Origin of the sequence: Citricoccus sp. (assembly GCF_032154715.1) — a bacterium.
Classification (GTDB): domain Bacteria; phylum Actinomycetota; class Actinomycetes; order Actinomycetales; family Micrococcaceae; genus Citricoccus.
Map to the genome: position 1 here is coordinate 1 of NZ_JALDXU010000096.1, position 12,528 is coordinate 12,528.

Consider the following 12,528-nt stretch of genomic DNA (forward strand, 5'->3'; position numbering starts at 1 on the left):
TTGCTGTCTCGGGAGCAGGGCAAGCCGCTCAACGGGCCGAATGCCCGCTTCGAGGTCGGGGCCTGCGCGTCCTGGCTGCGGGCCAACGCCGCCTTCGAACTCGAGCCCGAGGTGCTCGTGGACGACGAGTCCGGCCAGGCGGTCCTGGAGTACGTGCCGGTGGGAGTGGTCGGGGCGATCGGGCCGTGGAACTGGCCGATGATGATCTCGATCTGGCAGATCGCGCCGTCCCTGCGGATGGGCAACACCGTGGTCCTCAAGCCCTCCGAGTACACCCCGCTGTCCGTGATGGCGCTCGGGGCCGTGTTGAACCAGGTGCTGCCGGCCGGGGTGCTGCAGGTGGTCCCCGGTGGCGGCGAGCTCGGTGCCGCACTGACGGCCCACGCCGGGGTGGACAAGCTGATGTTCACCGGGTCCACCTCCACCGGCCAGGCGATCATGCGCTCCGCCGCGGACACGCTCAAGCGGCTGACCCTGGAGCTGGGCGGCAACGATGCCGGCATCGTGCTGCCGGACGCCGACCCCGAGGCGATCGCCGAAGGCGTCTTCTGGGGGGCCTTCATCAACACCGGACAGACCTGCGCGGCGCTGAAGCGCCTCTATGTGCACGAATCCCAGTACGACCAGATGTGCGAGGCGCTGGTGGATGTGGCCAAGAAGATGCCGATGGGCGTCGGGCTTCAGGAGGAGAACGTCCTCGGGCCGCTGCAGAACCGGCAGCAGTTCGACATCGTCTCCGGACTGGTCGAGGAGGCCCGGTCCGCCGGCGCCCGGATCCTCACCGGTGGCGACCCGCAGCAGGACCAGCCCGGATACTTCTACCCGACCACCCTCGTGGCGGACGTGGACAACGACAACCCGTTGGTGGCCCAGGAGCAGTTCGGTCCGGCACTGCCGATCGTCAAGTACACCACCCTGGATGAGGTCATCGGCTGGGCCAACGGCCTCGAGGTGGGGCTGGGCTCCTCGGTGTGGGGCACTGACCTGGAGGAGGCCCGGGCGGTGGCGGCACGGCTGGAGGCCGGCACCACGTGGATCAACAAGCACGGGGCCGTGGACCCACGGGTGCCCTTCGGTGGCGTCAAGAAGTCCGGCTACGGGCTCGAGTTCGGCGTCGAGGGCCTGAAGTCGGTGGCGCTGCCCAAGGTCACCAGCTGGTGACCGAAGCCTGACCCCGGGTGCGGGCCGGCGTCGGGCCCGGCCCGGGGTTACCTCTTGCGGTACAGCGCCTTGCGCTGGAACCGGGGCTCCGAGGTGACCAGCATGCCGAGGTTGCGGAAGATGTCCTCGTCCACGGTGCCCAGGATGGTGGTGGTGTGGACGTCGCAGCCGGTCAGGTTGCGCAGCTGTGCCAGCGCCGCCCGCGCGTTCGGATCCGAGGCTGCGGAGACGGAGAGGGCGATCAGCACCTCGTCCGTGTGCAGGCGCGGATTCCTCGAGCCCAGGTGCTCGGTCTTGAGCGTCTGGATCGGCTCGATCGCGGCGGGGGAGAGCAGGTGGACGCTGTCCTCGATCCCGGCGAGGTGCTTCAGCGCGTTCAGCAGCATGGCCGCCGAACAGCCCAGCAGACCAGAGGTCTTGCCGGTGACGATGGTCCCGTCGGCCAGTTCGAGAGCGGAGCCGGGAGCGTCGGTGGCCTCCTCGATCGCCAGGGCGGGGGCGACGACGGCGCGGTCCTCGGTGCCGCAGCCGGCCCGGGACATCACCAGGGCCACACGTTCGGAGATGTCCGCCTCGCGGTCGTTGCTGCGTTCGTCCACCAGCGCCTTGTAGTAGCGGCGCACGATCTCCTGGCGGGAGGCCTCGCGGCACACCGCATCGTCCACGATGCAGCTGCCGGCCAGGTTCACACCCATGTCCGTGGGGGAGGCGTACGGGGAGGAGCCGGTGAGCTTCTCCAACAGGGCCGTCAGGAGGGGGAAGACCTCCACGTCCCGGTTGTAGCTGGTGACCTGCTCACCATAGGCAGCGAGGTGGAACGGGTCGATCAGATTGATGTCATCCAGGTCCGCGGTGGCGGCCTCGTAGGCGAGGTTCACCGGGTGGTCCAGGGGCAGGTTCCAGATGGGGAACGTCTCGAACTTGGCATATCCGGACGAGGTGCCCCGCGCGTGATCGTGGTACACCTGCGAGAGGCACGTGGCGAGTTTGCCGGAGCCGGGTCCGGGCGCGGTGACCACCACGACGTCCCGGGTGGTCTCGGAGTAGTCGTTCAGCCCGAAGCCCTCCTCGGAGACGATCCGCCTGGTGTCCTGTGGGTAGCCCGGGATCACGCGGTGACGGGCGACCGTCAGCCCCAGCCGCTCGAGGCGCTCACTGAAGGCCTGCGCCATCTGGTTGGCGTCCTCCAGCTGGGTCAGCACCACGTGCTGCACCAGGAAGCCGCGTTCGCGGAACACGTCGATCAGCCGGAGGACATCCTCCTCATAGGGGATCCCCAGGTCAGCCCGGACCTTCTGGCGTTCCAGATCCTTGGCATTGAGGCAGATGAGGATCTCGAGCTCGTCCTTGATCCGCTCCAGCATGGCGATCTTGTTGTCCGGGGTGAAGCCGGGCATCACGCGGGAGGCATGGTGATCGTCGAAGAGCTTCCCGCCCATCTCCAGGTACAGCTTGCCGCCGATCTGCTGGCGGCGCTCCTCGATGTGGCGGGACTGCAGCTCGATGTAGCGCTCCCGGTCGAAGCCCGTCCGGTGTCCCGGCAGGCCATTCGGCGCTGCGGACGAGGCGGCCCCGGCCAGCCCCTCAGTGCCGCCGGGCGCGGAGGCCGAGGGCGTGCTCTGCGGGGGAGATCCAGGGGTATCGGGAGCTGACGGAGAGGAGGGGGAGATCGACGAGGCCACGACGTCAAGCTAGCATCCGGGCCGGGAGTCCGCCGGGCTACGCGCCCTGCGGCCGGTCGATGGCCAGGACCTCGCCGAGGGTGCCCCACTCGTTGCGTCCCAACCGGGTCAGGGGATCGAGCCGCTGCGCCAGGGGAAGCGTCCGGCCGCGGGCGTCGGTGCCGAGGGTGTCCGAGTCCACCGCCACGTGCACCACGCGGCCGAGCACCATGTGGTTCCCGCCGACCTCGATGATGCGCTCCACCATGCACTCCATGACCGCCGGTGAACCGGCCACCCGCGGGGGCACGACGACGGCCGAGGGCTCGGCCTCGATCCCGGCGGCCTCGAACTCGCTCACCTCCGGGGCATAGCGCGCCGAGGTCTGATTGGCCTGTTCGAACTGCCGCCGGGCCACCAGCGAGACGGTGAACTCGCCGGTGGTCTCGGCATTGGTCAGGGAGTCCTTGCGCGAGGTCGAGGAGAACATCACGATCGGCGGCTCCTCGGAGACCATCGTGAAGAACGAGTGTGGGGCCAGGTTCGCGGTTCCCTGCGCGTCCACCGTCCCCACCCAGGCGATGGGCCGCGGGATGAGGATCGACTTCACCAGCAGGGTCGTCTCGCGGTCGCCGAGGTGTGCCGGATCGAACTCAGTGCGGTGGTTGGTCATGGGGACAGTCTTCCAGTACCTGCCGTGCGGCGGTGCCGTCCTCCACAACGCCTCGAGTGATCTGGTCTTATCCCCAGTAGCCCCTGACCAGCACCCGCGAACCGCGGGGAGTGCCTAGCGTCGAGGACAGCAGGAATGACGGGGCTGTGGCCGGCGGAAACCGGGGCAGTCCAGGGCGGGAGGACGGGCATGACAGGACCCCACGGTGGAACGCCGGTGAACCATGGGCTGGTGGGCGGGACCCTGCCCCCTCCGGTCATCGATCCGGACGCGCTGTGTCCGGCGGTCGGGACTGCCATAGACCTCGTCTTCGGTGACGAACAGCAGCTCCGTCTTCTGGAGGCGGCGGTGGCCCAGCTGTATCAGGTGGTCGAGGAGTTGCGGCTGGTCGGAACCGGGACCCGCGGCGTGGCTGAATCAGTCCACCGCCTCTCGGCCCTGGACTGGCGTTCGCCGGCCGGGACGGCGTTCCTGGACCGGAGCGACCGTCTGCGCGGGCGGGCGGCGGACCTGGCCGAGTTGGCGGAGGAATCCGCAGTGCTGGCCCGGGTGGCGATCGACGAGCTGCACGGGAGAATCGGCCAGCTGCGGGCCAGCCTCAACGCCGCGAAGGCCACGGTGGCCAGCGCCGCCACCCTGGGGATGTGCTGACGTGGCCGGACCGGTGGCCGCGGCGGCGCCCGGTGCCCTGACCGCAACCGTGCCCGCCGGCGTCGGCCGTCCTGGCCTCCTGGACGGAGTGGACGGCGTTCCGGGCAGGACGGACGACGGGCGTGGCGAGGCGCCGGCATCGTTCTCCCTTCGCGGCGGGCCGACGAGCATCCACGCCAACCTGGACGACCTGGAACGGGGTGCCTTCCTGTTGGCCGCGGCCACGGACGAGGCGGCGGCCCTGTCGATGCGGGCCACGGGGGCGGGAGCGCTCCTGGCCGTGGCGGCGGCACAGGCCGGAGCGGGCCGAGCCTTGGCGGCTCGCACGGCAACACTGTCCTCCGGGCTGTTGTCCATCAGCGCCGAGGCGGACGTGCTGTACCTCGGCGTGCGGTCCTCGGCCGAGGCCTACCGGAACGCGGAGGCGGCCGCCCAGCGCGCCGTCGTCGAGCTGGCCGGCCATGCCGCCTTCGTCTCCGCGGCGGTACTCGCCCTCTCCAACCAGCCGATCCCGCAGCCGATCACGGAACTGGCCGTCCAGGCCGCCCCCGAGGTCATCGCGGGGCTGCTCGGGACGCTGTCTCTGGGGCTCGGTGTGGGATTCCGGGTGGCCTCGGACGTCGCCGGCCATGCCGCCCGGGATGAGGGCGTCAGCGGAGCCCTGTCCGGGCCGGAGCGGCTGTGGCCGCTGCTCACGGCCCTGGGCTCGGGGGCCGGGATCGTCCAGATCGGCCCGGTACGGACCAAGGAGAAGGTCCCCCCGGCCGACGAGTGGGACGAGACGTGGACGCCCCAGGGGCGGGGCGCCACCACGAATGTCATGGACCATCTGGACCGGGCGCGCGAGGCGGACCCCGGCTCGATCCAGATCACCCGGATCACCCCCGACGCTCCCGGGACCCCGGAGACGGTGTGGCTGGTGGCGATCCCCGGCACCCAGCCGGGGGACTCCAAGGACGCCAGTGGCTGGTCCACCAATCCCCTGGGCATGGACGGCAACGCCGAAGCCCTGGCCTTCGACTCGCAGCACATGACGGTCGCCCTCGACGACGCGCTCCGCCAGGCGGGAGCCAGTCGGGGCGACGCCCTGGTGCTGACGGGCTACAGCCAGGGTGGTATGCATGCCACGCGGGCGGCCGCCGATCCGAGGATCGCGGCGGCCTATGACGTGCAGGGGCTGATGACCATCGGATCGCCCACGGGGGAGATGGCCGTCCCCGAGGGAGTGGAGACCGTCCACCTGGAGCACGAGGAGGATCTGCCGGCCGCTGCGGACGGCCGGCCTAACCCGCAGGGAGTGCATCGGGCCACCATCACGGTCAGCGGGTACCGGGAGGAGCTGTACCCCGAGGGCCGGGATCTCATGTCAGGGCACCTCTTCGAGAACTACCGGTTCCACGGCGAACGGATCGACGCCGATCCGGAGGTGGCCCGCCTGGCGCCGGCCCTGGCGCATCTCGGCACCCTGACCGCCGCCGGCGGTGTGACCCGATCGGTGCAGCTGGAACGGATCCGCCCGGGTAACCCGCGCCATCCGTCCTCGCCGCCGCGGACGGCGCGTCAGTCCCGCCGGGAGTTCGCGCCGGAGAGGCCGAGGACGCCGTTGGCCAACATGGACACGATCGAGATGATGACGGCCGCGAAGACCGCCGTCCACCAGAACGCGTCCACCGTGACCTGCATGGGCAGATAGGAGGTCAACCAGACGGTCAGCATGAGCATGCCGGCGTTGATGATGATCGTGAACAGACCCAGAGTCAGGCAGGTCAGGGGCAGGGAGAGCAGGGAGATGACCGGCTTGACCACCGCGTTGACGGCGCCGAACACGAGCCCGATGACGAGGTAGGCGATCACCGTGTTCAGGGTGGTGTCGCCCGTGTCACCGAAGGTGTCGGAGGGGATGACCTCCATGCCGGGCAGGATCAGGGTGGCCACCCAGAGGGCGAGGCCGTTGACAATGACGCGGAGGAGGAACTTCACCATGGGGCCATCGTCCCACGTCTGATGCCTGAAGTCGCAGGATGGGGCGCAGACCGGTGGCTCGGGACGGGCAGAGGACCCTTGGCAAGCGGCACCAGCTGTTCTACTGTTGTGGTGTTAGTAAACAGTAGGAGCGCACATGCGGGTCGTGGTGTCCACGAGTTCGAGCACACCCATCTATGAGCAGATCAAGGACCAGGTCCGGTCGTCGATCCTCTCCGGAGAGACCCAGGCCGGGCAGGCCCTCCCCTCGCTGCGGCAGCTCGCGGCCGATCTGCGGGTGAGCATCATCACCGTCACCCGCGCCTACAACGACCTCGCCGCTGAAGGGCTCGTGAAGAGTGAGCATGGGCGCGGGTTCGTGGTCCTCGTGGTCGACCCGGAGATCGCGAGGGCCGCGCTGCAGGAGCGCGTCGACGACGTGCTCCGGGAGCTGCGCATTGCCGCCCGCCACGCCGGACTGAGCACGTCCGACATCCACCACCGCCTCGACGAGACCTGGAGGAACGATGACTGACCACATGGCCCTGATCGACAACCTGCGTGTACGACGACCGGCGTTCGAGATCGACGACATCTCGTTCACCGTCCCCCGCGGCAGCGTGGTGGGCCTCGTCGGCCCCAACGGGGCAGGCAAGACCACCACCATCCGGGCGCTGCTCGGCCTCGTCCTCCCCGACTCCGGCAGGGTCGAGGTCGTCGGACGCCCTGCCGGATCACCCGAGGCCCTTTCCCGGACGGGCATCGTGCTCGACCATCCGACAGCTGCGCCGGAGTGGCGGGTGATCTCCCTCGGCAGGCGCCTCGCGCCCTTCTACCCAGGATGGGACCAACGCCGCTTCGATGAGCTGCTCGACCGGCTCTCCGTGCCACCGGGGCAGCGGGTGGGCGAGCTCTCGCGCGGGCAAGGCGTCAAGCTCTCCCTCGCCACGGCGCTCGCGCCGGCCCCCGAGCTGCTGATCCTCGACGAACCGTCCAGCGGCCTCGACCCGGCATCACGCCGCGAGATCGGCGCCATCATCCGCGAGTTCATGCTCGATCCGCAGCACGCCGTGCTCTTCTCCACCCACATCACCACCGATCTCACCGACCTCGCCGATGAACTCGTCGTGCTCGTCGGCGGGCGGATCGCCCACCGTGGCACATTGCCCGAGGCGGTTGAGGAGTTCGCGATGGTCCGCGGCTCGGGGGAGCCACCGTCAGGCCCCGTTCTCGGTCTGCAGCGCTCGGGCGAGCAGTGGTTCGCCCTGATCCGCATGGCAGACTCCGCCGCGTTCGGACCCGAGGCGGTGATCGATGCCGCGAGCATCGACGACATCATCATCCACCTGGCCGCCGATCATGAGGGGGTCCCAGCATGATCGCCACCTTCACGCGATTCGACCTGATGACCTGGTTCCCCCGCAAGCAGACGCTCCTGACGCTACTCTTCGTCGTGGTGGTGGGCATGATCCTTCCCGTCCCCGGGATGGCCGTCGTCGCAGCCTCCGCCGTCAGCTCGCTGATGGTCTCGACACCGTTCCTCGGCGACGAGCGCGGGCGCCTCGACATCCTCTACGGCGTGCTGCCGCTCGCGCGGCGTTCGGTCGTCATCGGGCGTGTCCTCTCGCTCGTCGTCTACTACCTGGTGGCGGCCGCGCTGGCGACCGCCGTCACGGTCGCCATGGCGCTGGCCCGCGGAGATCAGTTCGCTCCCGAGATACTCCTGATCGCTCACGCCGCCGCCTTCGCCTTCGTCGGCCTGTCCGCCGCCCTACAACTGCCGGTCTTCTTCCGCATCGGCTACTCGCGCGGTCGACTGATGAGCTACGCGCCGGTACTCGTCCTCGCCGGCCTCGGCTGGCTGGCCCAGTCGGCGGGCATGCTCGAGCCGCTGTCAGACGCGGCAGCCGGCATCCCGCTCGGAATCGTGGTCGGCGGCGGCTTCCTGCTCGGGGCCATCGGCATCACCGTCGGGACAGTCACGTCGGTGCGGCTCTACCGCAGCCGGGAACTCTGATGCCCTCCGGAGGGGGCCGGCGCGGTCGGCAACGCCTGTTCGGCCGCGCCGACTGCCGATCAGGGAGACTCGCCTTAGGCTGGTGAGTCATGAACGAACCGCAGCCCATCCGCCCGCGCCCGGTCCTCAGCCAACTCCCGGCCTATGCGGCGGGCAAGCCCGCCGCCCCGGTGGAGGGGCTTACGCCCTACAAGCTCTCCTCCAACGAGAACCCGTTCGGCCCGGTACCGGCCGTCCGTGCGGTCCTGGAGCGGTTCGCGGACATCTGCCGCTACCCGGACCCGCTGTCCACCGCCCTGCGCGAGCGCCTGGGCGAGCACCTCCAGATCTCCCCGCAGGACATCGTCACCGGGGCCGGCTCGCTCGGCGCCCTGACGCAGATCATCACCACCTACGCCGGCACCCACCCGGACGGCACCCAGGACGAGGTCATCTACGCGTGGCGTTCCTTCGAGGCCTACCCGATCGTCGTGCGCGCGGCCGGGGCCCGGGACATCCAGGTCCCGCTGACCGCCGACTTCCGGCACGACCTGGACGCCATGGCCGCGGCCATCACCGAGCGCACCCGCGTCATCATCGTCTGCACGCCCAACAATCCGACGGGACCCGCCCTCACCGGTGCCGAGGTCGAGGAGTTCCTGGCGAAAGTCCCGCAGGACGTGCTGGTGGTCCTCGACGAGGCCTACACCGAGTTCATCACCCAGCCGGATGCCGTCAATGCCGTGGAGGTCTATCGCCGGCACCCGAACGTGGCGGTGCTGCGGACGTTCTCCAAGGCCCATGGGCTGGCGAATCTGCGGGTCGGGTACTCCATCTCCCACCCGCACGTCACCCAGTATCTGCGCGTCCTGGCCACGCCCTTCGCCGTGTCCTCGGTGGCCGAACAGGCCGCCATCGCCTCCCTCGACCACCTCGACGAGGTCAACGAGCGCGTGGCGAGGGTCGTCTCCGAGCGTGAGCGCGTGCTGGCCGGCCTGGCCGCCCTCGGCTGGGACGTCCCCGATTCCCAGGGCAACCTCGTCTGGCTGCCCCTGGGCGAACGCACGCCGGAGTTCCTCGCAGCGGCCGGACGCCAGGCGCTGGCCGTGCGCGGCTTCGGCACCGAGGGCGTCCGCGTCACCATCGGCGAGGAGGAGGCCAACACACGCTTCCTCCAGGTCTGTGCGGACTTCCCCGAAGGCCCGACGCCGGCCGCCTAGCCCCCAGCCCCCACCCTCCGGGTGCGTGCCGCGGGAGCGATGAGGCGGCGAAAGGTGCTGGTCCGGCGTCGTTCAACGCGCGAGTATGGCCCGGCGGGACTAGGCTTGACCCCGGACCGGCGCCGGACGTGCCGGGGGAGAAGGAGTTCCACGTGAACGAACCGCAGCCGCCGACCACGGCGACCGAGTTGCCGGACGGCGCCGTCCGCCTGCTGGCCACCGACGGCACCCCGCAGCAGGACGCCCGGTTCACGCCCTACCTCGCCGACCTGGACGAGGCCGCCCTGCGACGGATGTACCGGCTCATGGCCACCGAGCGCCGGGTGGACTCCGAGGGCACCTCCCTCCAGCGGCAGGGCCAACTCGCCCTCTGGGTCCCCGCCATCGGCCAGGAGGGCGCCCAGGCCGGCGCCCTGACCGCGCTGCACGACTCCGATTGGATCTTCCCGACCTACCGCGAGCACCTCTTCGCCCTGGGCCGCGGCGTCACCCCGGGCCAACTGTTCGAGCTGTTCCGCGGCGCCGCGCATGCCGGCTGGACCGCGGAGGACCACCGCCTCCAGCCCTACACGCTCGTGCTCGCCGCCCAGACCCTGCACGCCACCGGCTATGCGTGGGGCATCCAGCGGGACCAGGCCGGCTGGGACGCGGAACGCCTGCGGCGCGAGGGCCAGATCGCGCTGGCGTGCTTCGGGGACGGGGCCTCCTCCGAGGGTGACGTCCACGAGTCCATGGTCTTCGCCGCCAGCTACAACCTGCCCGTGGTGTTCTTCTGCCAGAACAACCAGTGGGCCATCTCGGTGCCGGCCTCCACCCAGACCCGCGTCCCGCTCGCACAGCGCGCCGCGGGCTACGGCTTCGAGGGCGTCACCGTGGACGGCAACGACCCGTTGGCCATGTACGCCGTGACCGCGTGGGCCGCGGAACAGGCCCGCACCGGGGCCGGTCCCGTCCTGGTGGAGGCCCACACCTTCCGGGTCGGGGCGCACACCACCGCCGATGACCCCACGAAATACCGGACACGGGACGAGGAGGCGGCCTGGGCCGGCGTCGACCCGATGGTCCGCCTGGAGAAGTACCTGCGCGCCACCGGGGCCGCCGGCACCGACCCGGACGGATTCTTCGCCGACGTCGCCGCCGAGGGGGAGCGGCTGGCCGCCCGGAGCCGCGAGGCCGTGCTGGCCATGACCGGGGACGCCATCGCGCCGCTGGAGGCCGTGTTCGACACGGTGTACGCGGAACCGCACCCGCTCGTGGCCGAGGAGAAGGCCTGGCACCGTGCGTGGCAGGCCGGTTTCGCAGACACAACAGACACAACAGACGCAGCAGATGAGGACAGTCGGGCATGAGCGCCGAGAGCACCACCCTGCCAGGCGGCCGGGCCGCAGCGCCGTCAGCCGAGCGGCCCAGCCGGCCTGCCGACGGGGCGGCCGCCGTCGAGACGCTGACCATCGCCAAGGCCATCAACCGGGCCCTGTCGGATGAACTCGCGGCCGATCCCAAAACCCTGCTCATGGGCGAGGACATCGGCTCCCTGGGCGGTGTCTACCGCGTGACCGAGGGGCTGAAGGCCACCTACGGCGCCGGCCGCGTGGTGGATTCGCCGCTGGCCGAATCCGGCATCATCGGTACGTCCATCGGCCTGGCCCTGCGCGGATACCGGCCCGTCGCCGAGATCCAATTCGACGGCTTCGTGTTCCCGGGCTTCAATCAGATCACCACCCAGCTGGCCAAGCTGCGTGCCCGCACCCGCGGCGCCGCCACCGTGCCGGTGACCATCCGCATCCCCTACGGCGGCGGCATCGGCTCGATCGAGCACCACTCGGAATCGCCCGAGGCGCTGTTCGCCCACACCCCCGGACTGCGGATCATCACCCCGTCCAACGCTCAGGACGCCTACTGGATGACACGCCAGGGCATCCAGTCGCAGGACCCGGTCATCATCTTCGAGCCCAAGCGCCGCTACTGGCTCAAGGGCCAGGTCGACCTGGCCGCGGAGGGCCCCGGCGGGCTCGGCGCCTTCCAGGCCCAGGTGGTCCGCGCCGGCACGGATGCGACGATCGCCGCCTACGGGCCCCTGGTCCCGGTGGCGCTGGCCGCCGCGAACGCCGCCGCCGAGGACGGGCGATCCATTGAGGTCGTGGACCTGCGCTCGCTGTCCCCGATCGACTTCGACACCTTGCAGGCCTCCCTCGAGAAGACCGGCCGCATGGTGATCGCCCACGAGGCGCCCACCTTCGGCGGACTCGGCGGGGAGATCGCCGCCCGCCTCTCCGAGCGGTCCTTCCTGCACCTCGAGGCGCCTATCATCCGCGTCGGCGGCTTCCACCTGCCCTACCCGCCGTCCCGCGTGGAGGAGCACTATCTGCCGGACCTGGACCGCATCCTCGACGCCGTCGACCGCACCTTCGCCTACTGATTGCCGGGAGGCACCCCATGGAGATCTTCACCCTGCCGGACGTCGGCGAAGGCCTGACCGAAGCAGAGATCACGGAGTGGCGCGTGGCCGTGGGAGACACGGTCGCCGTCAACGACGTCCTCTGCGAGATCGAGACCGCCAAGTCCCTCGTCGAGCTGCCCAGCCCCTATGCCGGCACCGTCGCCGAGCTCATGGCCCCGGCGGGGGAGACCATCGAGGTCGGCACCCCCATCATCGGCATCACCACGGCGGCCTCCCCGGACGGTTCCCCGGAGGGATCGGCCCCCGCTGTCGCGGAGACCGGGTACACCATGCCGGCCGAAGCCGGAGCAACATCCGGTGACACTGCCGAGGCCGGCGTCGGCGAAGAGGCTCCCGTGCCGACCGACGGCGGCGATCCCGCCCGGCCGTCCGCGCGCGGTGCCGCGCCCTCCGGTGGCGCGGCCGAGGGCAGCGCTGCCGAGGGTGGCGCTGCCGGCGGAGCCGGTGCCGCGCTGACCGGCTCCGGGCCCAAGGCCGACGCCGCGACCCGCCGCCCGCGGAAGCCGTCCGGACAGGCTGCGGTGGCACCGTCCTGGAGCCCGAGGCTGCGCGAGGAGCCCGTCCGAGAAGCCGCGGGACTCACCGTCCCCAGCGCCCCGGCGGCGCGCGGGCTGCGGCTGCCGGCGTGACGTGCCGCGGCCCGGCCCAGCATCTCGTACAGCACCGTCCACAGATCGTCGCACCCCAGCCACTCGGCCTCAGTCATGGCGGCATCCCCCCGGCTCATCTTCTTACCGGTCCGT

Annotated in this window: 12 protein-coding genes; 9 read left to right on the forward strand and 3 right to left on the reverse strand. The window is 70.7% G+C overall.

Annotated elements, in window-relative coordinates:
• The coding region (locus tag RUH65_RS13185; RefSeq protein ID WP_313818008.1) for an aldehyde dehydrogenase family protein at positions 1-1,161 on the forward strand (1,161 nt) is incomplete at its 5' end.
• 47 nt (positions 1,162-1,208) lie between these two features.
• On the opposite strand, the gene RUH65_RS13190 is transcribed toward RUH65_RS13185, so the two are convergent.
• Both RUH65_RS13190 and RUH65_RS13195 read right to left on the reverse strand, forming a co-directional pair.
• Complete coding sequence (locus tag RUH65_RS13190) at positions 1,209-2,741, reverse strand: DUF1846 domain-containing protein (protein WP_313818019.1); 1,533 nt, start codon at positions 2,739-2,741, stop codon at positions 1,209-1,211.
• Between the two features lie 139 nt (positions 2,742-2,880).
• Positions 2,881-3,495: a flavin reductase family protein gene (locus tag RUH65_RS13195; RefSeq protein ID WP_313818009.1), complete on the reverse strand. Its 615-nt coding sequence runs from the start codon at positions 3,493-3,495 to the stop codon at positions 2,881-2,883.
• 189 nt (positions 3,496-3,684) lie between these two features.
• Between RUH65_RS13195 and RUH65_RS13200 the strand changes: the two genes are divergently transcribed.
• Positions 3,685-4,146, forward strand: a complete 462-nt coding sequence (locus RUH65_RS13200; RefSeq protein WP_313818010.1) for a hypothetical protein — start codon at positions 3,685-3,687, stop codon at positions 4,144-4,146.
• Between the two features lie 1,560 nt (positions 4,147-5,706).
• Here the strand turns inward: RUH65_RS13200 and RUH65_RS13205 are convergent.
• Positions 5,707-6,129 carry a phage holin family protein gene (locus RUH65_RS13205; protein WP_313818011.1) on the reverse strand — a complete coding sequence of 141 codons (423 nt, stop codon included), beginning with the start codon at positions 6,127-6,129 and terminating at the stop codon, positions 5,707-5,709.
• Between the two features lie 136 nt (positions 6,130-6,265).
• Here RUH65_RS13205 and RUH65_RS13210 point away from each other — a divergent pair, with 136 nt between their 5' ends.
• The 7 genes from RUH65_RS13210 to RUH65_RS13240 all read left to right on the forward strand — a co-directional run bounded on the left by RUH65_RS13210 (position 6,266) and on the right by RUH65_RS13240 (position 12,414).
• Complete coding sequence (locus tag RUH65_RS13210; protein ID WP_313818012.1) at positions 6,266-6,643, forward strand: GntR family transcriptional regulator; 378 nt, start codon at positions 6,266-6,268, stop codon at positions 6,641-6,643.
• The gene (locus tag RUH65_RS13215; RefSeq protein WP_313818013.1) at positions 6,636-7,487 is read left to right on the forward strand and encodes an ABC transporter ATP-binding protein; all 852 of its coding nucleotides are present in this window, start codon (positions 6,636-6,638) and stop codon (positions 7,485-7,487) included. The genes RUH65_RS13210 and RUH65_RS13215 overlap by 8 nt, the downstream gene beginning before the upstream one ends.
• Positions 7,484-8,125, forward strand: coding sequence for an ABC-2 transporter permease (locus RUH65_RS13220; protein WP_313818014.1), 642 nt, complete (start codon positions 7,484-7,486; stop codon positions 8,123-8,125). Before RUH65_RS13215 ends, RUH65_RS13220 begins: the two co-directional genes overlap by 4 nt.
• Positions 8,126-8,214: 89 nt before the next feature.
• The gene (locus RUH65_RS13225; RefSeq protein ID WP_313818015.1) at positions 8,215-9,324 is read left to right on the forward strand and encodes a histidinol-phosphate transaminase; all 1,110 of its coding nucleotides are present in this window, start codon (positions 8,215-8,217) and stop codon (positions 9,322-9,324) included.
• 152 nt (positions 9,325-9,476) lie between these two features.
• Positions 9,477-10,673, forward strand: coding sequence for a thiamine pyrophosphate-dependent enzyme (locus RUH65_RS13230; protein WP_313818016.1), 1,197 nt, complete (start codon positions 9,477-9,479; stop codon positions 10,671-10,673).
• On the forward strand, positions 10,670-11,743 hold the full coding sequence (locus tag RUH65_RS13235) for a transketolase C-terminal domain-containing protein (RefSeq protein WP_313818017.1): 1,074 nt from the start codon (positions 10,670-10,672) through the stop codon (positions 11,741-11,743). Before RUH65_RS13230 ends, RUH65_RS13235 begins: the two co-directional genes overlap by 4 nt.
• Positions 11,744-11,760: 17 nt before the next feature.
• Complete coding sequence (locus tag RUH65_RS13240) at positions 11,761-12,414, forward strand: biotin/lipoyl-containing protein (RefSeq protein ID WP_313818018.1); 654 nt, start codon at positions 11,761-11,763, stop codon at positions 12,412-12,414.
• The last annotated feature ends 114 nt before the right edge of the window (positions 12,415-12,528 follow it).

Bases quoted from the DNA above. Each gene is read 5' to 3' on its own strand.
- RUH65_RS13195 (WP_313818009.1), bottom strand. From the start codon at position 3,495: ATGACCAACCACCGCACTGAGTTCGATCCGGCACACCTCGGCGACCGC.
- RUH65_RS13200 (WP_313818010.1), top strand. From the start codon at position 3,685: ATGACAGGACCCCACGGTGGAACGCCGGTGAACCATGGGCTGGTGGGC.
- RUH65_RS13210 (WP_313818012.1), top strand. From the start codon at position 6,266: ATGCGGGTCGTGGTGTCCACGAGTTCGAGCACACCCATCTATGAGCAG.
- RUH65_RS13225 (WP_313818015.1), top strand. From the start codon at position 8,215: ATGAACGAACCGCAGCCCATCCGCCCGCGCCCGGTCCTCAGCCAACTC.
- RUH65_RS13215 (WP_313818013.1), top strand. From the start codon at position 6,636: ATGACTGACCACATGGCCCTGATCGACAACCTGCGTGTACGACGACCG.
- RUH65_RS13205 (WP_313818011.1), bottom strand. From the start codon at position 6,129: ATGGTGAAGTTCCTCCTCCGCGTCATTGTCAACGGCCTCGCCCTCTGG.
- RUH65_RS13240 (WP_313818018.1), top strand. From the start codon at position 11,761: ATGGAGATCTTCACCCTGCCGGACGTCGGCGAAGGCCTGACCGAAGCA.
- RUH65_RS13235 (WP_313818017.1), top strand. From the start codon at position 10,670: ATGAGCGCCGAGAGCACCACCCTGCCAGGCGGCCGGGCCGCAGCGCCG.
- RUH65_RS13220 (WP_313818014.1), top strand. From the start codon at position 7,484: ATGATCGCCACCTTCACGCGATTCGACCTGATGACCTGGTTCCCCCGC.